Genomic DNA, 23,087 nt, shown 5'->3' with positions numbered 1-23,087 from the left:
TAGCAATTACGCACGCTCGTGGACCCATGAAATTCACTGACATGGTGTCATTCAATGCCTGCCCTACTTTTTGCCCGAAGATACACATCTTCGGGCAACTATCGGGAAGCACTTCGCATCAATGCACTGTTCAAGCGGCAAATTAACACGTCTGCCAGTGCGAATCTTAGGGTGGGAACAAGTATTTGTCACGCATCTTTTTCGATTGACACGAAAGTGCATACACTCCACTTCTGCGCGTGGGTGCAGACGAAGAAATCCCACTCCTTGAGGCATAAGAATCTCAATTAGCTGACCCGCTCAACGAATTGGCGGGCCTATGAGCAAGGAGGCCATCATGGGATACACGATCGTTGTCGCAGCTGACAGCGCAGGCGTGGAATATAAGGAAGTGTTGAAAGACCTTCTGGAGAACGACCCTCGTGTTGATGCCGTTATCGACGCAGGTTTGGCTCCAGGGGAAGACGTTGACTACCCGCATGTCGGCGTTCAGGCCGCCCGTTTAATTGCTCAAGGTCAAGCCGATCGCGGGCTTTTCGTGTGTGGCACCGGCATGGGGATGGCGATGAGCGCAAATAAGGTGCCGGGGATTCGCGCCTCGACAGCACACGATTCCTTTTCGGTTGAACGTCTGGTCATGTCAAATAATGCGCAGGTTCTGTGCTTCGGACAACGTGTCATCGGTCTTGAACTAGCCAAACGCCTGACAACTGAATGGCTGGGCTACCAATTTGATCCGCACTCCCCATCGGCACCAAAGGTTGCTGCCCTCGATTCATACGACAAGTCGCTCAGTTAATTTCTCACGCTAATAAGCCTCAACGGTTGTATTCACGGCACCGCCTCTTGTCCATTAACACCTGCTTTACCTGAACAACACACGCCGCGATAGACATGACGGCTCCGTATCCCACTAGGACTCAGTACAGCACTGATCGCCGTCACGACCCCTCAGCGCTGCACTGCTCACAAGGGTTCTCACCTTCAACTGTCACCTACTTCAAGGAGGAAGCAATGACACCCGACTCGATGATCACATTCCTGTCGATGGACTTATTCTGGCTACTTGCCGCCTTTGCTGGCGGCGCCTTTGGGGCCATGATCGGCGCTAACTACGCCTTCAGCTTCACCGGCGTCATGATCCTTACTGGCCTCGGTGTTGCTGCAGGTACCGGCTCCACAATGGTCCTCGACTACGTGGCTTTCGGTCCTGCCTTTGGCCCACATATTGCCTTCGCAGGCGGCGTTGCCGCAGCAGCCTATGCAGCAAAAAAAGGACCCTTCCCCACGGGGCGCGATGTCAGCACACCCTTAGCTGGCCTCGGACAGCCAGCTGTCCTGCTGGTTGGCGCACTATTTGGTGCATTTGGGTACATATTCCAAAAACTCGTCACACTCATTCCATGGTTTGGAGCTAATACCGATAGCGTCGCATTCACCGTAGTGACATCCGCGATCCTCGCTCGACTACTTTTCGGTAAAACAGGAGTGGCCCATAAACTCACCAAACCTAATGACCAGGCATGCTGGCTGCGCTGGCAGGAAACCCCTGGACAGTTGCTCGTCGTATCAGCCTCCGCCTCGTTCTTCGCTGCAGGTATTTCTGCAATCCTCGTCGGGTACGTTGCTCCCGCGAGCGCTCAACCTGACATCGTTATCGGTATCGCCCAAACACTTCCCTTCGCAATCTCAGCACTGTGCATCTTCTTCGTCGCTGGCGGCCTGAAGTTCCCGGTCACGCACCATATGACCATCATTGCTGCACTGGCGTCAGTGAAGTTCTTCCTGATTACTGAAAATGGTTTGCTTGCAGTCCTTATTGGAACGTTGTTCGGCATTATCTCTGGTTTTGCCTGCGAATACTTTGCTCGACTGTTCAACAATCATGGAGACACGCACATTGATCCTCCAGCAGGCGTGATTTGGTTCATGACCACCGCTGTGTTAGTCACCGCTTCTGCCTTCTGATCAGCGACATTTGAGTTTCGAGAGGACAAGCCATGGGATACCCGTCAATGCTGACATCGTGGCCAACCACGTTGTGTGACGCCTACGTATTTGATATGGATGGCACGATTTACCTAGGCGATCATTTTCTACCGGGTGCTAAACGCCTCATAGAAGAGCTGCGACGTCGTCGCATCCCAGTCCGTTTCCTTTCGAATAACCCCACGAAGGACCCGGTTCAGTACGCCAAAAAACTCGAACGTCTTGGTCTTCCTACCCCAGTGGACGAAATCGCAAATACGGTCGTCACCATGACCACATGGCTGACAACGCACCGCCCCGGTGCCGTCGTCTTTCCGATTGCCGAGGAGCCACTGATCCGGGCCTTCGCGCGGGCAGGTATCGCCATGAGCGACAAACCTGAAGAAATTGACATAGTTGTCGCCTCTTACGACCGCACATTTGACTACCGCAAACTCCAAATCGCCTTTGACGCCATTTGGTTCCACAAACGCGCAACACTAGTGGCAACCAACCCCGACCGATTCTGTCCTTTCCCAGGAGGAAGAGGAGAACCGGATTGTGCTTCAATCATTGCCGCGATTGAAGCATGCACGGGGGCACGCTGCGAGGTAATCGTCGGCAAACCGAATCCCGTCATGCTTGAAGCAGCCATCGGTGACCTGAGTGTCCAAGTTGAGCGATGCATGATGGTGGGCGACCGTTTGAGTACGGATATTCAAATGGCGATCCGCACCAATATGTTGTCGGCACTACCGCTGACCGGTGAAAACACGCTCGCCGACGTCAACGCGTTGCCTGAGCGGCAACGACCCACATTTGTCCTCGATCGCGTCGATCGACTTATTCCGCAAACACTGTGGAACGAGTTGGGATGGACCGACGAGAATGACCCCATTTCCTAATACGACCCACCACAATGCTGTGATATTTCAGAATGGAGAAAACAATGGTACCTCCCACATATGACGGTCCTTTCCTGCTCGGCATCGACTTCGGCACCGAATCGTGCCGCGCCGCAATCTTCGACCTAGCTGGGCACCCCATCGCCTTTGCCGCAACACCATACGTCACCTCGCACCCGCGCCCAGGTCGGGCTGAACAAAGCCCCCAAGATTGGTGGGAAGCCCTCATCGCCTCGACCCGCAGGGTCATGACCGACACAGGTATTCCCGCACGCGAAATCAGTGGCATTTCATACGATGCCACCACGATGACAGTCGTCGCTATGGACCAGAACGGTCATGAATTACGTCCCGCAATTATGTGGATGGATGTGCGGGCAACAGAACAATCTGCACGTGCGGAAACCATTGACCACTGGGCTCGCCTCTACAACGGTGGGGGAACGATGCCAGCCACCGCCGAATGGTACCCGTTTAAAGCTGCCTGGCTAAAAGAGAACGAACCGGATATTTATCGTCAGGCATACCGTCTTGTCGACGCACCCGAGTGGCTCACCTACAAACTCACCGGCGAGTGGACACTCAATATCAATTCCGCTGCCCTCCGCATGTACTACAACCGCGACAAAGGTGGATGGCCTGTTGAGTTCTACGAACATATTGGGTGCGGTGACGTATTCGAAAAGATCCCTGAACGCATCCTTGACCTGGGAACGCCAGTTGGAGGATTAGCTGCCGGACCCGCACAAGACCTCGGCCTACTCCCAGGAACACCCGTAGCGCAGGGCTGCCCTGACGCGTGGGCTGGCCAAATCGGCCTCGGCGTTGTTGACCCAGGCAAGACCGCCATTATTACTGGTTCGTCTCATGTCATCACCGGACAATCGGCGACGCCTCTCCACGGACGCGGCTTCTTTGGCGGATACACCGACGGCGTGATCCCAGGCCAATACACCTGCGAAGGTGGGCTTGTCTCCTCCGGGTCGGTCCTGAAATGGTTCAAAGATCATTTCTGCCGCGACCTGACCGCTGCTGCCGAACGCCTTGGCCTCAACCCGTACAAGATCCTGGACGAACGGGCTGCACAAATCCCTGTTGGTTCCGACGGCCTGATCATCAACGAATACTTCCAAGGAAACCGCACTCCATACACCGATTCGAAGGCACGCGGTGTCATGACGGGTCTTACCCTTGGCACCACCCCCGAGCACTTCTACCACGCCATTATGGAATCAGTGTGCTACGGCACCGCCCACGTCCTCAAAGCCTTCTCCGACGCGGGCTTCACCACCACCGAAATGGTGGCATGTGGAGGTGCCACCAAGTCACGTGACTGGATGCAGATGCATGCAGATGTCACGGGTGTGCCCGTGACCCTCACAGAGGTGGGCGACGCCGTGGTCCTGGGGTCGTGTATGCTCGCCGCCGTTGGTGCCGGACACTACGCCAGTATTCAAGAAGCGGCGGCGCATATGGTGCGGGAGACCGAACGTATTGAACCGCGCGCCGACGTCCACGGCGAATACCAGTTCTACCTGGAAAAGTACATGGAAACCTACCCGCGTGTGCAAGACCTTTCACACGACATGGTTGACCACCTGGCATAAGGCCATATCGGGAGAAAGTACCACCTCATGTCTGATGAACGCATCAAACAAGCGCTGAAAACCGCCGATGAAACACAAGACATTGTGTTTGGCAAGCAGGTCCTGGACCAAACAGGAGAGCTATTTTCGCGAGTTTTTCCAGGGAAAAAAGCAATCATTGTTGCTGACGACAACACCTTCGCTGCGGCAGGCCAGGGTGTGACAGCCGCGTTGGAGGCAGCAGGCGTAGAAATGGTTGAGCCCTATATTTTCCCTGGGACTCCAACCTTGTACGCCGGTTACGACAATGTCGAGATTCTGCGCGAGCACCTACGTGCTCTTGACGGTGTCATCGTGTGTTCGATTGCCGCGGGCACACTCAATGACATTGCGAAACTCGCCTCAGGTGAACTTGGGCGTCCTTATATGAATGTCTGCACTGCCGCCTCCGTCGATGGCTACGCATCCTTTGGTGCTTCAATCTCGAAGGATGGTTTTAAAATTACGCGCAACTGCCCAGCACCTGCGGCACTAGTGGCGGATCTTTCAGTCATTGCCGAGGCACCGCAACGACTCACAGCAACCGGCTATGGTGATCTCATCGAGAAAATCCCTGCTGGCGCCGACTGGATTCTCGCGGATGAGCTCGGCATTGAAGCGATCGACCCCTATGTGTGGGACCTCGTCCAAAAGCCTTTACGGGATGCCTTGAAAGACCCCGAGAAGATCGCTGCGGGAGATCCTGATGCCATCACCGGTTTGGCTGAAGGAAATATCATGTCCGGACTGGCAATGCAGGCAGCGAAGTCCTCACGGCCTGCGTCAGGAGCAGGGCATCAATTCTCGCACGTGTGGGAGATGGAAGGGCATGGCCTTGATTGGGAACCTCCGCTGTCGCATGGAATGAAGGTGGGGGTGGGGACCGTCGCCTCGTTGGCACTGTGGGAAGAAGCGCTCGCTATCGATATGGACGCATTAGATGTTGACGCCATCGTCGCAGCTGCCGTCAGTGACGAGGAGATCGACAGACGTGTGCGTGCACTGTTAATTCCCCGCATTGCCGACGAAGCATCTGTCCACGCGGTCGGAAAAAACCTTCAAGGCGAGGCGCTACGTGAACGAATCGAAGCGATACGGCAGACTTGGCCTCGTATCGTTGAACGCGCCGCACCGCAGCTGATCAGCCCTGACGAGGCCGTTGCCATGCTCAAGGCGGTTGGTGCTCCCTACCACCCTCAGATGATTGGTATCGATCAGGAACGGTTCCGGGCGACACATATCAAAGCGCAGATGATTCGCCCGCGGTACACGATCCTCGACATGCTCACTGACATCGGATTATTCGGTGACATCGTTGAGCATCTCTTCTCGCCTGACGGATATTGGGGACGCAACGCGACTCCTCAAGTCTGATAACTGGTGGCTAGGGCATAGACGTGCCCTAGCCACACTTTTCTCTTTAGATTTTCACAGGCGTCGGCCTGTCGTTATTTTCGAGGTCAATGATGAACACGAATAATCTCAATGACATTTATCTTCTCGGACTAGATTTCGGCACCCTGTCGGTGCGCGCGGCGATTGTGCGTGCCAGTGACGGTGAAGTACTTGGGGACGCGGTCAGTGAATACGAGACACCAATTATGGATCGCGTATTCACTGCAGGTGATGGCCGCGAATTACCGCCAGATTTTGCGCTTCAGGTGCCTGGTGACTACCTCGCCTCACTCAAAGAGGTTGTTCCTGCGGCGATTGCCGCTTCAGGGGTGGATCCGAAGGCGATACGTGCGGTCGGGCTTGATGGCACCTCGTCAACAGTAATCTTGACCGATGCTGCTGGAAAACCTATGTGCGAATATCCGGAGTTCGCCAATGAACCGCAGGCCTATTTGAAGCTGTGGAAACATCACGGCGCTCAAAGCCAAGTGGAACGCATTATTGCCTTGGCACAGCAACGAGGCGAAGAGTGGCTTCCTCGCTATGGTGGCACCCTCTCGTCAGAGATGCTTCTGCCAAAGTCCCTTGAGGTTCTTGAAAATGCGCCGCAGCTGTACCATGCCACCGCTGAGATCGTCGATCTGGTGGACTGGATGACGTGGAGGCTGACTGGCGTTTGTGCGTACGCCGCAGGTGACTCTGGGTATAAACGGATGTACCAAGACGGCACGTACCCCAGCCGCGATTTTCTTGAGGCTCTCCATCCTGATTTTGGTGGTGTTTTTGACGACAAGATGTCCCATCCGATTGTGCCGCTTGGACACAAGGTGGGGGGTGTGAGCGAAGAGTGGGCTCAGTTATTTGGCGTGGATGCAGGCATTGTAGTGGCAGCAGGCAATATTGATGCCCATGTGCATGCCGCTTCGGTTGACGCTGTCCGTCCTGGACAGCTCACTGGAATCCTTGGAACCTCTAGTTGTTGGATCCTTCCCAGTGCCGAATTTCACGAGGTGCCAGGCTGTTTTGGTGTGGTTGACGGTGGTGTTGTCGAAGGGTCGTGGGGCTACGAGAGTGGACAGTCGGCCGTTGGCGATATCTTCGCGTGGTTCGTCAACACCTGTGTGCCGCCGGAATATCATGAGCAGGCACGCCAGCGTGGGATATCGGTCCACGCGTTGCTCGCCGAAAAGGCTGCAGCACAAGACATTGGCGAACACGGTCTTGTCGCACTTGATTGGTGGAATGGCAATCGGTCCATTCTGGTTGATGCGAATTTGTCAGGGCTGATAATCGGTCAAACACTGACCACGACCCCCGAGGATCAGTACCGCGCTTTAATGGAGTCCACTGCCTTTGGGGCACGCATCATTATTGATAATTACGAGGCACACGGTGTTCCTGTGGATGAGATACGTGTGGCGGGTGGTCTGCTAAAGAACCGTTTCCTCATGCAAATGTATGCCGATGTGACGCGACGACCGCTGCGTTGCGCCACCATCGAGCAGGCTGGAGCCCACGGTTCAGCGATTTTCGCCGCTGTGGCTGCAGGTATCCACCCTGATGTGCCCACAGCATGTCAAGTAATGGCCAGAGTCACTGAAGAATCCTACGTGCCGCGCGAGGACGCTTCTAAGCGCTACGACGAGCTTTTCACTCACTACCGTCATCTGTATCACCTTTTTGGTCGAGCGGACCAGACGATGCACGAGTTGAAAAAGATACGTGCGCGTGTACGTGAAGCAAGGCAGGGCGATACCAACTAATCGGCTGTCAGTGCTTTTAAGAGGTAGTTTGGAGGTATGATGGACGGCTCTCGCGAACAGGCGATGCTGCGCGCTGCGCAGTTGTATTACTACGAGAATATGACACAAGCAGCGATCGCTGATCGCCTTAAATGCACGCGATGGACTGTTGGTCGCCTCTTAGAGGAAGCCCGAGCGTCGGGGATGGTGACCATCACCATTAACCATCCCCACGCTCGGATGCGTGATCTGGAAGAGGCACTATGTGCTGCCTTTTCTCTTCGCGAGGCTGTGGTCATGCCACAGCAAAGCGGGGCGAGCGCAACCGCTGCGCTCGTCTCCGCTGCGGCAGCTGAATACCTTATGGGAATCCGTCCGAAAGTACAATCTTTGGGTATTGCTTGGGGACGTACGATGACGTCTGTGGCCCGCGCGATGCCGGAGGGGTGGACGGTCAATTTGGAGGTATTCCAGACCTACGGTGGTCTGGTCCGTTCGAATGATGACGAGGTTGCTGATTCTATTGGTCTGATGGCTCGTCGGGGCAAGGGGGTAGGCCATATGATTCCCGCTCCAGCCATCGTGACAGAAGTGAAACTGGGTCAGTGGCTGCGACGCGAACCTTCGGTTGCTCGAACCCTTGTCCAAGCACCTCAGGCTGATGTGTTGATGTTTTCGCCAGGTATTCTCGAACCTGATTCGGTGCTGGTTCGCTCAGGTTTCCTTACTGAACGCGGGATGGCTCGCCTCAAAGCAATGGGTGCTGTGACCGATTTGTTCTCGCATTTCGTTGATGCGCAGGGAAAGATCGTATCTAAAGAACTCGAAATGCGGACCATTGCGGTGCCTTTGCACGCTGTTCGGGAAGCCAAGCATTCTGTCGCTGTTGGTTCAGGAGCCGCAAAAGCGTTGCCGTTGCGCGTGAGTTTATCGGCGGGCTACGCCAATGTGGTTATCACCGACGCAACGACAGCAGAAATGATTGTGGATCCTTGTCTTATTCCACCTCATACGTCATATGTGCATACGGGCGCAGGCGGCGATAATCTGACGGACCCTACCTGTGAATAAGCAGAGTGTCGGGCCGACACCTGTTGACTACGAGTAGTCGTTGAGGGATACACAAAGAGGCGAGGCCCGCCACCCCAGTGTGGGGAACGGGCCTCGCCACTGCCTCGCCAATAGGCGAAGCCAAAGAAATGTCAGGCCATCTTGGTGCCGACCGAGCCCAGGCGTTCGCATGCCTCGACAACGCGTGCCGCCATACCCGCTTCAGCGGACTTGCCCCACGAACGGGGGTCGTACATCTTCTTGTTGCCGACTTCGCCGTCAATCTTGAGGACGCCGTCGTAGTTGCGGAACATGTGCTCCACGACGGGGCGGGTGAAGGCGTACTGGGTGTCAGTGTCGACGTTCATCTTGATAACGCCATTAGCAACAGCCAGTGCGATTTCTTCTGCGGTGGAGCCGGAGCCGCCGTGCATCACGAGGTCGAAGGGGCGGTTGTTGGGGTGACCCACAGCAGCGGCGACCTCTTCCTGGATGGTGCCCAGGATTTCGGGGCGGAGCTTGACGTGGCCCGGCTTGTACACACCGTGCACGTTGCCGAAGGTCAGAGCAGTCAGGTAGCGGCCGTTTTCACCCAAGCCAAGAGCCTCAACGGTCTTGAGGGCATCTTCGGTGGTGGTGTAGAGCTTTTCGTTGATTTCGCCAACGACGCCGTCTTCTTCGCCACCAACGACACCAATTTCTACTTCGAGGATGGTGCGAGCAGCGCGCGAAAGAGCCAGCATTTCCTTTGCGATTTCGAGGTTCTCTTCGAGCGGCACAGCTGAACCGTCCCACATGTGGGACTGGAAGAAGGGCAGGCGGCCAGCCTTGACTTCTTCAGCGGAGAGTTCAAGCAGCGGACGCAGCCATGAGTCAATGTTCTGCTTTGCGCAGTGGTCGGTGTGCAGAGCGATGGTCACGTCGTAGTTCTTGGCAACTTCGCGTGCGTAAGCAGCAAGTGCCAGCGAGCCTGTAACGCGGTTCTTGATGGTGGATCCGGATGCGTATTCCGCACCACCCACGGAGACCTGAATGATGCCGTCCGAGCCTGCTTCAGCGAAGCCTTGGATAGCGGCGGTCACCGTCTGGGAAGAGGTGATGTTAATAGCCGGGTAAGCGAATTTGCCTGCCTTGGCGCGGTCGAGCATTTCTGCATAAGTCTCAGGGGTTGCGATGGGCACAATAGCCTCCTAATAGACACAACGATTGCAGGAGTATTGTTTCACATTTGCGTCCTCCCTAGTGAGGTACGAAGTCCCTTTGCACATAGGTGTTCACAAAATGGACATCGGGCCAGTTCACAGGCGAGCAAATCCCGTCCCCCGTCTGACATTGCCGAGGTGGGCGCGCACCGGGTCTGGAGCCAAGACCTCGCCGCCATGGGGCGCATGCGCGATTTCGGGGCCCTGCCGTAGCAGGGCCCCGAGGGGTGTCAATGGTGCTGAGCTATCGGCGTCGCGTCATCACTTTGAAGGCCAGCGCGCCCGCAACCACAAGCGCACCTGCAAGCAGGATCACGTACTGCGTATTCGTGCCCGTCTTTGCAAGTCCAGATTTGACCTTCGTATTCGCGGCAGCTGTGCCCAAAGAACTTGTGCCTTGCTGCACAGACTTGTTCACGCCTGACAACGTGCTGCTGGATCCATCATCGTTTCCGCCAGTCGATGTGGCGACGACCTGGAAGGTTTTCTTCACCACGCGTCCTGTGACAGCATCACTGAGTGTCACTGTGTGCTCACCCAGAGTAATGGTTGACGGAAGCATCACCTTGAAGACCGCCGTGCCGACAGTATCGGCCGCGACAGTACCCAAATTGATGGGGTCGGAATGGATTACGCCACTGACCTGTGCGCCTGGCGCAAAACCGGTGCCGGTGATGGTGAGCGTGGCCCCTGGAACGATACGGGCACCGCCAGGCTCAATACGAATCGCATCAACTGGCTGTTCTTGTGAAGGATCGTTTGGACGAGGCGTACTTGGCTCTTGCGGGAATGTATGTGACCATTCCGTGACTGCACCTTCAAGGAAACGGATGTTTTCGGCGTCAGTGAGTGTTGCGGCGATCGCAATAAGCTCTCCATATGTTGCTTTATGGGTACCTGCCGATGTCACTGTCGACCCGTAGCGGTATTCAACACCGTCGACCTCAGGAATGGTGTAGGTCAAATTCATGTCATCGAAGGTGACTTCTACTGGCGTGATAACGCGGACAAAGTGGTGGCTCCACTGCGTGTCTGCCTCGTCAGTAAAGTCGTATCCAGCAACCGGTCGCGCACTGATCGTCACTTTCGCCCCGGGTGTGGCATCGTATTCACCTGCCTCCACACGCGTATCGCCTGCGAAGTATTCGACGCCCTCAACGTCAGGTATGCGGTAGGTGTCGGCATTGAATGTCACTGCTTGTGGTGTCACCAGAGTTGGCTGAGGCGGCAATGTCCCAAGCACTACTGAGATTTCAGCAGCTGACATGACAGCGGAGTCGCCAACGTCTGGTTGAGCATTGAGGCCAGTGAAACGGAGGTAGCGTGCGTTGACTCCGGGAAGCGCAATGTAGGTGCGCTCAGTGGAATTGGGTAGGCTGCCAGCGGCGACTACGTCGCCTATCTGGGCCTGAGCAGGATCGTTGTATGCGCTAAGACGGTAGTCTTTCACGCGCCCGTTTGGTGTCGAACCCTGGCGAGGCAAGTACGCATAACCACACACTTGACGCGCTTGGCCAAGGTCGACTTCGATCCAGTGAGGGAATCCAGGTGTACTCCCCTGCCATTGTGTATGCCAGAAAGTCGCTGGATTTCCGTCGCTTGCCGCCGCTAGATGCCCATTGACGGGTCCTTCTCCCCTGGTTTCTTGTGAGTCAGTAGCCGAGGCGGTGGGCTGGAATGCTGGCCCGCAGGTGCCAACCACGGAGACTCGGGTGATGCGTTCAGCCCCTGCAGCACGTACAAGGAAAGGAAGGGAATACTCACCGAGGCGCCACGTCGGTCGCGCGGTGAAAGTGACTGTCCCGTCCTCGCCCGGCGCGATGGTCGCGATACTTTGCGTCCCGCCAGATACTGCCCAGCCTGACGCACGTAGAGGTGAGACTTCCACATTGCTTAATTCACTGTCACCAGTGTTTGTCACCATCACACTAATTGTGGCTTCGCCTTGGTCACTGATACCTTCCACCACTGAGGCCGCTGGAAACGCCGTGCCTTGAGATGTACTTGCCACCGCAGTAAATGAACGGGAGTCGTGCGAGAAGGTGAAGACTGACGAGTTGCCAACGATCATGTCATGAGGAAGTTGCACGAGGCTACCTACAGCAGGACGCCTGGAATTATCCGCCCAAAAATCAACATGTTGGGCTTCTTGTCCTGTTGCGACAACAAGGTGTTGAAGAGTCACAGCGTTGCGCAGCTGATAGCTCCCTGCCGCTTTGTCGACAGGGATCAGTTCCCACTTTTGTGGGTTACGCAGTTGATAATTCCCTTGATTAGCTACTTGCCAGCGGTAGTCGATATCGGCCGCGCATGGACGCGCGTCGACGGCGGCGCCCACCTGTGTGACGGTGGAAAGGTGGGTGTCGCCGGTGTACACGCCGAGACACCGGTTGGCGTCAACAGACTTAAGTTGGTAATACCCATCTGGGGTCTTACGCAATGCCCACGTATCAGAGGCGCCTTGGGTGCTTGGGTTATTGCGAATGGACAATCCCTCACCACGCGCATCGGTAATGAGGTAGGACGATCCTTCAGCGATGGGGGTGGTATCACGGTTTTCCCATAGGGGTGAGCGTTCGATAACGTCGATTCGCTGACTCTTAAAGGAATCCCAAGTGACGTTTTCGCTCGGCATTGCTCCTCTCCAGAAAAGTTGCGAGGCGAAACGTAGACCGTCTTTGATTTCTTCCTCGACTTCATTTTCGGTTTGGCGGATGCCATTGTCAGGCCAGATGGAGAGTTTCGCGCCAGTGATCGCTTCGTGGTCGACACCGAGGTTTTGGTTGCCAGGGAAGTTGCCGATATTCCAGCGCCCATATAGGGCAGCTGGTCCGCGTGCTTGGATCGTGTAAACAGTGGGAGCGCCTCGTGAATAGTACAGGTGGCTGTGGGCATTCATCAGTTTGTAGCCTTCGGCGGCAACTATGCTGGCCCGTCGGCCGCTCCCCAGCCAGTATTCGACGACGATATCGCGGTCAAGGGAGACCACTTGGGTGTTGATGATGCCGTCGTTCCATATCCTGAGTTTCATTCCCTTGGATTTTACGTGGGCGTTGACGTCGTTGATAAAGGCAATGAAGGCGTCGCCAATGGTGGCGCCTTCACCGTAGGTGCGTTGTGCCCACGTGGTTAGGGCCGTGAAGTTGTGAAATCCTGAGTTAATCATGTACTCGTCGGCACCCATATGCCACCATTTGGTGGTAAAAACGCCATCGTATTCATCAATGAGGTCCTTGTAGAATTGCACGGCCTCTGGTTTAGACAGGTCGAGTCTGTCAGGTTGACGCACACCGTCGTTGTTGACCAGTTGCAGTTCAGGCTTGTTTTCTAGCCAAATATTCATATGTCCTGGCGAGTTAATCTCGGGGATGACGTCGATACCGTAGCTATCAGCCTTTGCAACAAGGGCTTTAATGTCCTCGCGCGTGTAGTACGACCAGGTATTGGCTTCTGGGTAACGATCTGACTTGACTTTGAGTTCAAGCAGGATTTGGTTGAGTTTAAGGTCAGCCATTTCGTTGAGGAAGCGGTCAATCCATTCAGGGGCGATATTGATTTGGCAGGCACACAGTGTCACCGCACGTTCAGCGTATTTGGGGGTGTCGATGACGGAGCCTGTGGGTAGCGTAAGCGTTTGGCGCAGCATTTGGGACAGTGTGCGCGTACCCCAAAAGAGTCCATCGTCGGTAGCGGCGGTGATGGTCACGCCGCTGGGCGCGATGGAAAGTTGATAGCCTTCCTCTTTGAGTTCTGTGGCACGAGCCTCATCAACTGTGAGAACGATATGCGGGCTGGTCTGTGTCGATGTGCTCTCTTGTACTGGCGTACCCAGGTAGGCACTGAGTTCGTCGACAAGAAGTTGTGCGCGCGTGTCAAAGGTATCGGCGCGCACCACGACGGTGTCAGCGCCCAATGTCCATGTCTGCCCTGTGTGCGTCCATCCCGTCAGTGCAGGGATTGTGACCGGCAGGGTAGGTGTCGCTACCGCTGGCGTAGTGAACAGTCCTGGGGTTACTGGCGCAAAGCCAAGGGTTACCACCACACCAAGGGCCACGGAAGCGACAAGGGTTTTGAGTGTTTTTCTCAAAGTATTCACCTCCACATTGAGTGCATTGCGTGCAAATAATCGACTTTGATTGCTCACACGTCAGCACTATTTTATGCGGAGAGAACGCTCTTTACTGCAAAATAGCGCGTTAAATTTGCACATTCACTCAACTATGGGAGGTTCGTCCTTCAGAAAGGTAAGCCTGCACCCACGTCCACATGGTGATGGCCGCCGCATGCCCCACATTCATTGATCGCGTAGACCCACGCTGTGGGATATACACAACCTGCGCGCATTGGGCCAGCATTTGCTCACTCAATCCATCCGACTCTCCGCCAAAAACCAAACAGGCAGGCACAGGCGCTGGCGCCGCATCAATAGGGGTGGCGCCAGGAATAATATCGACACCCACAATTTCGACACCACGCGCACGACAATCCTGCCCAAACAGGTGCGCGTCATCGTGATGAACAACGTCCATATAGCGGTCTGTCACCATGGCGCCTCGACGATTCCATCTGCGCCTACCAACGATATGGATCCTTGAGGCTCCTAGCGCATTCGCGGTACGCACAATTGACCCGATATTGAAATCGTGTTCAAGGTTTTCGATGGCGACTTCAAAAGGCAGGGTACGTGCCGCAATATCTGCCCGAATAGCATCCATAGTCCAGTATCGGTACTGGTCTTCAACGTTGCGACGGTCACCTGCTTTGAGCAGCTCAACGTCCCATTGATCGCCACTGGGCCACGGCCCCTCCCACGGCCCAACGCCGTGCGTCGGCATACCTGCCTTGGCCTCGTCAATAACTTCGTCCACCCGGCAACTGTAGCGCCCCGCGAGAAGCAAAGTAATGGCAGGATTAAGGCATGGTCCTTTCACCGAAGCTACTCAGCAAAGATGAAGTCGTCATTCGACATATGCGTTCGCATCTCAAAATGATTCTGTGGAATATTGTCGCTTGGCTTGCCCTGATCGCAATTGGCGCAACTGCAAGTGTGCTCCTACCTACCCAATGGGCACCCTATTCACATGTTGCTATTTGGTCCGCACTTGCGGCGATCAGCATTCCCCTGATCCTTATTCCATGGCTTCGGTGGCTGACCACCACCTACACCGTGACATCGAAACGTGTGATCACACGCCATGGCATCATCACACGGCGCGGCCACGACCTACCACTGTCACGTATCTCCGACGTATCTCAAGAGCGCGACCTTATTGACCGCCTATTTGGCTGCGGTTCTCTTACCCTGCAGACAAGCTCTGACGATCCACTGCTCCTGCATGACGTGCCGAAAGTTGCGCTGGTACAGATCGAATTGTCGAATCTGTTATTCAACGACGTTCAAGGGGCAATCGACGCCGACCCGACCGACTAGATGTCACAAAATCTGGTCTTTGGCCACTGTGATGACTACATTGGAGTCATGACAACAATGGCTGATATTCCAACGTCGCTTCATGACCTGCCCCCGGTGACTGCATGGCTGTCCGACATGGACGGGGTGTTGGTGAAAGAGAATCGTGCGCTCCCAGGTGCCCAACAATTCCTTGATGCTCTCGAACGCAAGGGTTTGCCATTCCTTGTCCTCACAAATAATTCAATCTTCACAAATCGTGACCTAGCAGCCCGCCTGGAACGCTCGGGCCTCAACGTGCCTGAAGAACGTATTTGGACCTCCGCCAACGCCACGGCGGCATTCCTCTCGCAACAGTCACCACAGTCCACCGCATTCGTCATTGGCGAGGCGGGGCTTACCACCGCGTTGCACGGTGCTGGTTATGTGATGACTGACCAAGACCCTGAGTACGTGGTCCTCGGCGAGACACGAAACTACGACTTTAACGCGCTGACTCGTGCTATCCGCCTCATCGAAAACGGCGCGAAATTTATCGCCACCAACCCCGACGTTACCGGCCCGTCAGATGAAGGAACCTTACCTGCCACAGGGTCGATCGCCTCGATGATCCAAGCTGCGACAGGTCGCACACCGTATTTTGTGGGCAAGCCAAATCCCGTGATGATCCGCGCTGGCCTCAATAAGATCGGCGCACACTCGGAAAATGCTGCCATGGTAGGGGACCGGATGGACACCGACGTACAAGCCGGTGTTGAAGCAGGGTTGCGCACCCATCTTGTTCTTTCTGGCTCGACCTCTCTTGAACAAGTCGAAACTTTCCCCTTCCGCCCCTTTGGTATCCATGAAGGCATTGGTGAACTCATCGAACTCGTTGAAGCCACCCGGTAGACTACGTGTCATGACACATGACTCGCATAAGGCCCGCCTGTCCGAATTAGTCAAAGAACTTGCAGTAATTCACCAGAAGGTCACATTGGCCTCGGGCCGCGAGTCTGACTTCTACGTCGATATGCGTCGCGCGACACTGCACCACGAGTCCGCACCGCTCATTGGACACGTCATGCTTGACCTTCTGGAGGAATCAGGTTTTGCGCCGGGTGAGGACTATGTCGCTGTCGGCGGCCTCACCATGGGTGCTGATCCTGTGGCCACCGCAATGCTCCACGCAGCTGCAGCGCGTGGCCTTAGCCTCGATGCCTTTGTTGTGCGTAAAGCAGCAAAAGATCACGGCATGAAACGCCAAATTGAAGGTCCCGATGTCGCGGGCAAGCGGGTTGTCGTTCTTGAAGATACCTCCACCACTGGGGGCTCTCCGCTGGAGGCAGCCCGCGCACTTGCCCAGGCAGGTGCCGAGGTGGTGGCTGTAGCCGTTGTCGTTGACCGCGCAACAGGCGCAAAAGAGCGTATTGAAGCTGAAGGTTACCCGTATTTTTACGCTCTAGGGTTGGATGATTTGAACCTGACCTAAGGGCAATTTCGACCTCAAGACAGTTTCGGTTGATGCGCGGTTGACGTGTGTGCGAAGTGAGGCTGCACAATCCGTACGTGTGGAGAAAATATGCCCCGCCACGAGCGCGACTATCGCAAGGCTGCACAGACCTTACGTGTGGGGAACATGTCGGACCACCGCCCGCGTCACCCACCGAGGCGCGAGGCGCATCAATGCCAACGCGGCTTTACTGGCCGGATGCGGTGTGACAAGAACCTGTCCTCGACGCACCGCCTGCAAAGACTCTTCAACGACCTGTTCTGAGTTGGACCACGCCCATGCTGGCAAGCTATGGAATTGAACACCAGAATTTTCGAAGAATTCGGTACGCGTCGGCCCTGGCATCACACAGGTGGCGCTCACGCCTGAACCGGCCAATTCCAACGCTAATCCTTCAGTAAAGGCTTTCACCCAGGCTTTGTGAGCACTGTACGTGCCAGCACCTGTTTCGGAGGCAATGGAGGACACGTTGAGGATGGCACCTCGTCCACGTGCTCGCATCGAGCGGGCCGCATGGTGGCTCAGCACCATGACTGCGCGCACCATCAGATCGAGGCCACGCTCTTCCTGCTCAAGATCGTTGTCAACAAATGAGTGCTGAAAACCATGTCCCGCATTGTTGATCAACAGACCAACAGGCGCACACTCAGTGGCAGTAGAAGGATCACTGCCAACATCAAGGCGCCGCGCAACTTCCGCCACACCTTTCGCTTGTGTCAAATCAGCAACGAGGACTTCAACCTCAACACCGGTAGCACCACGTAATGACGCAGCCAAAGTATCCAAACGGTCCTTGCGCCTGGCAACAAGAACGAGGCTGTGGCCAGCTGAAGCAAGCTGCCATGCGTATTCTTCACCCAAGCCCGAGCTTGCGCCTGTGATCAGTGCAGTTCCCATAGCATTAGCTTATTTCCACAGGTACGCCCGCGCACACTTATGTTTCTCCTTACTGCGGTAGGGTGAGTAACGGCAGCGTTGCTGACACGAAGGGACATAGCGATGGAAAACCCGCACAGTGGACAAACACCTGACAATTCCTCGCAAGACACGCGAGCGATCCGCGATACCCTTGGGGCACTCAGCGCACAACTCAACGGCCTGTCAGCGCGAATCGACGCACTAGAGCGTCAGGTGGCGGTCCAGTACCAGAGGCCCCCGGTGTACCACGGCCCGCAGATAGCAAGGCCACCGCACGCTCCCGCACCGCACCCTCCTTTTTATACGCTGCCGACAGGGCCGAATACCCCAGCCACAGTTCCTGTCACTCCTTCAACAGCACCTACCGCCTCGGCAATGGAAACAGCATCGCCCAGTGCGCCCGTCAGTGCTCCGCTGGCCAATCCACATCAACCCAGCTCACCCCGCCGTGAATATGAACTAGGTGCCCACCTTCTATCCATCGCGGCGGCTGTCTTAATCCTCCTTGCAGGCGCGAGTCTGGTTGCGCTCCTGTGGACTTCCTTGTCGGACGCGATGCGGATCATCATGCTGACCGTCGCCTCGGTAATTGTCACCGGAAGCGGCAGCCTGTGGTCGGTGAAAACCACACGCTACCGCCCCGCTGCGGCTACCCTCACAGGCATTGGCGTCGGACTGGGCTTTGTCACCTTCGTTGGCGCAGCACTCCTTAACGTACTGACCTTGGTGGGTTCCTTCGCCTTGTTGACTGTGTGGACCTGCATTGCGATTGCGATTTCCCTGTGGACCCGATTGGCGATCCTTGGTCCGTTGACCGCCCTTGGTGGCATTGTCACGGTGACATTGGTGTCGCAGATGACGTGGAATACGCGTTCTATCCCTTTGAATGGAACGCTGTTGATCTTGGCTTATGTGACGCTACTGCTTGCTTTGACTGCGGTGAGTACCCTGTGGATGCCCAAACGCACATGGCGACCTTTGTACTTTGCGTCGAGTACCGCAGTATCGGCCTATGCGCTTTTATTTGCCCCCTTTGACCAGTGGCAAACCCTGCTCGGCATCCTTGCCCACTGTGCCCTGTTTGTTGTGTTCGTCGCCAATCTCCTTGTACTGGTTCATCCTTCAACGAACACGGGGATCGCGGAAGGCAAATTAGAGCTTGCGTGGTTCCTCCACCCCTTCGGTATGGGCGCCGTGTTATTTGTTGTGTCCAGCAGCAAAGACAGCTTCAACACCTACGCCTTGGTCACTTGCGCATTGTTATGTGGGCTGATCGTGCTGAGCTCTGGGGCAGTATTGTCTCCGCGCATCGCAACAGCCTCGTCGTGCCGCTGGGCGACCTATGCATTAACCGCTTCCGCGATCCTGATTTTCCTGTGGTCACTTTCGGCAACCATTAGTAACGTCCATACGGGTATTACCGGTCTATTCCTGATCGCACTCGTTGCTGCCGTAGTGCCAGCAATTCGAGCAAAATCCTGTGCGCCAGCACTAATCACACCCCTCGTTGTCCTACTTTTGCCCACGCCAAGTCACTCGGCAGCGTCATATGTGATTGCAGTCGCGGCACTGCTGATCGCTTTTGCGGTGTCACTGACTGCATCAGTTGTGTCGTCATATGAGCGTGCACTCAATTGGAGTACGTGGATACTGGTACTCCTGTTGATGGTCAAAGTGCCCCTGGTTGTCTACGTGATTTTGACGCAGGCTGTTGCGTCGCCTGCCTGGCCTGTATGGGCCGTTCTCGCAGCCTTCACACTGTCAACACTTTCGTTGACGACAGTGACATTCTTGGGCTTTGGAAGCGGACCCGCCACACCGTCGCAGCTTTTCGCAGGCGCCCACTGCCTGAAGCGCGCACAGGTCGTTCCTGTCCTCGTCAGAGGGCAGTTCGTTAACAAAGCAACGTCTCAGCATACGGTGATTCTGCTGACGGGAATCGTATTACTCCTCATCTTTACCCGGATATTCTCGGTTTTTTCCGGTTTCTACGCAGTGCCGTGGAGTGACGGCAGTGCCAACCTGTGGAATAGTCAACCGGTCGGCATCCTCGCCACAGTTGTGTTAGTGCCCATTGTGGCCACAGCTCTATGGCTTGCTCGCCCACTCATTCATCTACGCACCTATGCCTTCCTCCTGTGCTTCATTGTCACTATCGCTACCTTTTACGCCACCGTATGGCTATTTGATGTGTGGCCGTGGTCGCTCCTTGTCACAGTGATTCTGCTCGCTCTTGGCGCAAGTGCGATCGTGATCGGTTTCTGGCACCGACTACGAAATATCCGACTGTATGGATTGATCTTGGTCATGTTGATCGTGCTGAAGTTGGCCTTCATCGACCTAGGAGGTTACGGAACTGGCTCCTATATTGCGTCCCTGCTGCTTGCCGGCGCCATGTGCTACGGCCTGTCTGTGATTTACGGCAGGCTCAGTGCGTTAGAACAGCAGGATTTACAGCGCGAAGCTAAGCAAAAAGCCCAAGATACCGCACAGCAACCCCATGCCCCACAGATGGTGTGGCCTGCTCCTGATGCCGTCTTCGGCGCCTACCACACACCCCAGCCCGCGCCGCCCGCCAGTCCGCAACCCACACCCCAGCCCGCGCCGCCCGCTGCGCCACATACGCAGTGACACCGCTAGGCTAGGCGCATGAGAATTGCCACCTGGAACGTCAACTCCATCCGCACACGCATTGACCGGGTCATTGCCTTCCTCGAACGTTCGAATGTGGATGTCTTGGCGATGCAGGAAATCAAGTGCAAACCAGAGCAATTCCCTACCGCAGCTTTTGAAGCAGCCGGGTACTCTGTGGTCGCCCACGGCCTCAACCAATGGAACGGTGTAGCAGTTGCCTCGCGCCTACCCATTGACCACGTCACCACAAGCTTCCCCAATCAGCCAGCCTTTGGTGACCCAGCCGTCGTCGAGGCCCGCGCCCTCGGCGCCACCATCCGCCTACCCTCCTCACCTGAGCAGCCAGCCCTCTCAAATTCTGCCGCACCTGGTTTCCCCACCGACGCAACCACGGTCCCGACTGCCGCACCCGGCCTTCCCGTTAGCGCGCTGCCAAGCGCAACTGCGTCGGCCTCGACAATGACCGTGTGGAGCCTATACGTGCCCAACGGCAGAGAAATTGATCACCCGCATTACGCCTATAAACTCGCCTGGCTCGCTGAACTTAAACGGCAGGCACGCGCCTGGCTTGACGCAGATCCAGAGGCGCTTATTGCCATGGTCGGTGACTGGAATGTTGCTCCCACCGATGAGGACGTATGGGATATAGCAGCCTTTGAAGGAGCAACCCACGTATCCGCACCAGAACGGCAGGCTTTCGCCGCATTTGCTGAGGACGGTTGGACGGAAGTGACCCGTGGCCGCGCCGATAATTACACCTATTGGGACTACCAGAAGCTTCGTTTCCCCAAGAATGAAGGGATGCGAATCGACTTCATCCAAGCCTCCCCAGCATTGAGTCGACACGTGCGCACAGCTGAAATTGACCGCGACGAACGCAAAGGCAAGGGCGCATCTGACCATGTTCCCGTCATCATTGACCTGCGATTCTAGGCAATTATGAGTTGAAGGGGGTTATCATTGGTTACGTTGAATCCCTTTGTCTGTGAGGTGCCAAGTGAACGATAAGCGCACGCGTGGAACTTATGCACCTGGATTAGCCACCCGTGACGCGATCATGATGGCTGCAATTCGTCTGATCTCCACGTACGGCTATCGGGGATTTTCCCTCCGGGACCTCGCCAAAGAAGTAGGTATTTCCCACCCTGCAGTGATCTACCACTACCCTTCTAAGGATGCGTTAATTACTGCAGTCATGGCGTATTACGAGGACGCGCTCGGGATATTCGCAACCAAAATTGATGACCACACCGGTCAACTGAAATTCGATGGACTCAAGGTCGACACGCTCTTTGGGACCCTTGTTCAACTGATGCGCCTGAGTGCCCACCCACACGCTGCGTTGCTCTGTGACCTTGAATGCGTATTTATTGTCGAGGCGGCTGCTCCCGAGCACCCCGCACACCGGTATGCCGTCGAACGCAGCCATGCGCTCCTCGAATTTCTGACCGAACGCATCGAATCAATTAATGAAGAGATGAACCTTGGCATTGAGTTCAATGCTGCTGCTCTGGCCCAATCCATTGTTCGCACCTGGGTTGGTTTGGGTATTCATCGTCGCTACGTCGCTGGTGGCGCACATCCTATGGCCATGGTCGCTGAGCTTATCGCAGTGGTGGCCCACAACCTTCGTCTCAATGCGGAATTAATTCTCGACTTGGGCGCATTGGTGCCCCCCGAATGCGAAGAGGTCTATACCCGGGCTGTTCGACGCTACCGCGAACTTCGCGGATGACGGCGCAACCATACGAGGCGTTGCCTGCGCCAACTGTCGCCTCCTCATCACCCAGCACCTCTTCGGCATTCACCGTCGCTTCCTCGACCCCTGGAATACCCTCTTTCTCCACATCAGCTGCACCCGCCCCCTCACCCTGCGAGTCCACGACAATGCCGTCACTTCCTGCTGTCCCTTTCGATCATGCATGGGCATTGCTGCGCGACCAGACAGTCATCGCTTCTTCAGGTAACACTCGGGTCATGTACCCGCTGGCCTCAGTCACGAAACTGCTTGCCACCTGGGCATCACTTATCGCTGTTTCACGAGGCTTCGCATCCTTAGAGGACCAAGCGGGCCCCACCGGAGCGACGCTGCGTCACCTGCTTTCCCACGCCTCGGGACTACCTTTGGACTCTTCAGTGCCGCAATTGCCGCCCGAACAGCGCCGTATCTATTCCAATGCGGGTATTGAGGTGGCTTGTGCTCACATTGAAGCGTGTACCCGGGTCGATACATCGTCGTGGATCGACCAGACTGTGCTTACCCCACTTGGTATGAGCACTTCATCCGTTGACGCTTCCCCGGCGCATTCTGGACGATCGTCGGTCGATGATTTAGTTCGTTTCGTGCAAGAATTACTGTCGCCTCGTTTAGTCAGTCCCGATGTGAGTGACGAGGCGTTCCGCCCACAGTATCCTCATTTGGCTGGTGTCGTCCCTGGCTATGGCCGCCATAATCCGTGCCCATGGGGTCTTGGCGTGGAAATACGTGGCACTAAGGCCCCTCATTGGACGGCACCATCAGCATCTGCCTCAACATTTGGCCACTTTGGTGTGTCCGGATCGTTCCTGTGGGTTGATCCTGAAGCGCATCTTGCAGCTGTGTTCCTGGGTTCAGAGCCTTTTGGGCCCTGGCACAAGGAACACTGGTCGCAGTTCAACGAGGCACTGAGAATATTCGGAATTAATTACTCCACTTAAATACGCATATTCGAAAAATATTTACAAATGGAGGTGCTTGAAGTACCCT

18 protein-coding genes are annotated in these 23,087 nt (G+C 55.7%); 14 read left to right on the top strand and 4 right to left on the bottom strand.

Annotation, left to right across the window (positions count from 1 at the left end):
* Nucleotides 1-337 precede the first annotated feature (337 nt).
* From G438_RS0101845 to G438_RS10290, 7 genes are all read left to right on the top strand, one after another.
* Nucleotides 338-799 (top strand): RpiB/LacA/LacB family sugar-phosphate isomerase, encoded by a 462-nt coding sequence (locus tag G438_RS0101845; RefSeq protein ID WP_026459911.1) that lies wholly within the window; start codon nt 338-340, stop codon nt 797-799.
* 215 nt (nt 800-1,014) lie between these two features.
* Entirely contained in the window at nt 1,015-1,968 is a 954-nt protein-coding gene (locus G438_RS0101840; RefSeq protein WP_026459910.1) for a DUF7973 family transport facilitator, read from the top strand.
* A gap of 32 nt (nt 1,969-2,000) precedes the next feature.
* Nucleotides 2,001-2,873 carry an HAD-IIA family hydrolase gene (locus G438_RS0101835; RefSeq protein ID WP_034284617.1) on the top strand — a complete coding sequence of 291 codons (873 nt, stop codon included), beginning with the start codon at nt 2,001-2,003 and terminating at the stop codon, nt 2,871-2,873.
* A 44-nt stretch (nt 2,874-2,917) separates the two neighbouring features.
* Nucleotides 2,918-4,480, top strand: coding sequence for an FGGY-family carbohydrate kinase (locus G438_RS0101830; RefSeq protein WP_026459908.1), 1,563 nt, complete (start codon nt 2,918-2,920; stop codon nt 4,478-4,480).
* Between the two features lie 27 nt (nt 4,481-4,507).
* Nucleotides 4,508-5,872: a sn-glycerol-1-phosphate dehydrogenase gene (locus G438_RS0101825; RefSeq protein ID WP_026459907.1), complete on the top strand. Its 1,365-nt coding sequence runs from the start codon at nt 4,508-4,510 to the stop codon at nt 5,870-5,872.
* Nucleotides 5,873-5,964: 92 nt separating this feature from the next.
* A complete protein-coding gene (locus G438_RS0101820) occupies nt 5,965-7,656 on the top strand; it encodes a ribulokinase (protein ID WP_026459906.1) in 1,692 nt (563 codons plus the stop codon).
* A gap of 39 nt (nt 7,657-7,695) precedes the next feature.
* Nucleotides 7,696-8,706 (top strand): sugar-binding transcriptional regulator, encoded by a 1,011-nt coding sequence (locus G438_RS10290; protein ID WP_084402933.1) that lies wholly within the window; start codon nt 7,696-7,698, stop codon nt 8,704-8,706.
* Nucleotides 8,707-8,837: 131 nt separating this feature from the next.
* Here the strand turns inward: G438_RS10290 and fbaA are convergent, their stop codons facing one another.
* The 3 genes from fbaA to G438_RS10280 form a co-directional block, all read right to left on the bottom strand.
* Nucleotides 8,838-9,866, bottom strand: a complete 1,029-nt coding sequence (gene fbaA / locus G438_RS0101810; RefSeq protein ID WP_026459905.1) for a class II fructose-bisphosphate aldolase — start codon at nt 9,864-9,866, stop codon at nt 8,838-8,840.
* Between the two features lie 265 nt (nt 9,867-10,131).
* Nucleotides 10,132-13,974, bottom strand: a complete 3,843-nt coding sequence (locus G438_RS10285) for a family 20 glycosylhydrolase (RefSeq protein WP_165569217.1) — start codon at nt 13,972-13,974, stop codon at nt 10,132-10,134.
* Between the two features lie 127 nt (nt 13,975-14,101).
* Entirely contained in the window at nt 14,102-14,722 is a 621-nt protein-coding gene (locus G438_RS10280; RefSeq protein ID WP_051259217.1) for a TrmH family RNA methyltransferase, read from the bottom strand.
* 83 nt (nt 14,723-14,805) lie between these two features.
* On the opposite strand from G438_RS10280, the gene G438_RS0101795 reads away from it, so the two are divergent.
* Genes G438_RS0101795 through pyrE form a run of 3 tightly spaced genes read left to right on the top strand, consistent with a single transcriptional unit; the run spans nt 14,806 to nt 16,768 of the window.
* Entirely contained in the window at nt 14,806-15,318 is a 513-nt protein-coding gene (locus G438_RS0101795) for a PH domain-containing protein (RefSeq protein WP_026459904.1), read from the top strand.
* Nucleotides 15,319-15,375: 57 nt separating this feature from the next.
* Nucleotides 15,376-16,188 carry an HAD-IIA family hydrolase gene (locus G438_RS0101790; protein WP_420804712.1) on the top strand — a complete coding sequence of 271 codons (813 nt, stop codon included), beginning with the start codon at nt 15,376-15,378 and terminating at the stop codon, nt 16,186-16,188.
* Between the two features lie 10 nt (nt 16,189-16,198).
* Complete coding sequence (pyrE, locus tag G438_RS0101785; RefSeq protein WP_026459902.1) at nt 16,199-16,768, top strand: orotate phosphoribosyltransferase; 570 nt, start codon at nt 16,199-16,201, stop codon at nt 16,766-16,768.
* Nucleotides 16,769-16,900: 132 nt separating this feature from the next.
* On the opposite strand, the gene G438_RS0101780 is transcribed toward pyrE, so the two are convergent.
* Nucleotides 16,901-17,686: an SDR family NAD(P)-dependent oxidoreductase gene (locus G438_RS0101780; protein ID WP_026459901.1), complete on the bottom strand. Its 786-nt coding sequence runs from the start codon at nt 17,684-17,686 to the stop codon at nt 16,901-16,903.
* 102 nt (nt 17,687-17,788) lie between these two features.
* On the opposite strand from G438_RS0101780, the gene G438_RS0101775 reads away from it, so the two are divergent.
* The 4 genes from G438_RS0101775 (at nt 17,789) to G438_RS0101760 (ending at nt 23,038) form a co-directional block, all read left to right on the top strand.
* Entirely contained in the window at nt 17,789-20,338 is a 2,550-nt protein-coding gene (locus tag G438_RS0101775) for a DUF2339 domain-containing protein (protein WP_026459900.1), read from the top strand.
* An 18-nt stretch (nt 20,339-20,356) separates the two neighbouring features.
* The gene (locus G438_RS0101770; protein ID WP_026459899.1) at nt 20,357-21,274 is read left to right on the top strand and encodes an exodeoxyribonuclease III; all 918 of its coding nucleotides are present in this window, start codon (nt 20,357-20,359) and stop codon (nt 21,272-21,274) included.
* 64 nt (nt 21,275-21,338) lie between these two features.
* The gene (locus tag G438_RS11825) at nt 21,339-22,076 is read left to right on the top strand and encodes a TetR/AcrR family transcriptional regulator (protein WP_051259194.1); all 738 of its coding nucleotides are present in this window, start codon (nt 21,339-21,341) and stop codon (nt 22,074-22,076) included.
* 152 nt (nt 22,077-22,228) lie between these two features.
* A complete protein-coding gene (locus G438_RS0101760; RefSeq protein ID WP_026459898.1) occupies nt 22,229-23,038 on the top strand; it encodes a serine hydrolase domain-containing protein in 810 nt (269 codons plus the stop codon).
* Nucleotides 23,039-23,087 lie beyond the last annotated feature (49 nt).

Origin of the sequence: Schaalia suimastitidis DSM 15538 (assembly GCF_000429105.1) — a bacterium.
In the GTDB taxonomy this organism is placed as follows: Bacteria; Actinomycetota; Actinomycetes; order Actinomycetales; family Actinomycetaceae; genus Pauljensenia; species Pauljensenia suimastitidis.
This window is presented reverse-complemented; position numbering and strand designations above follow the sequence as displayed.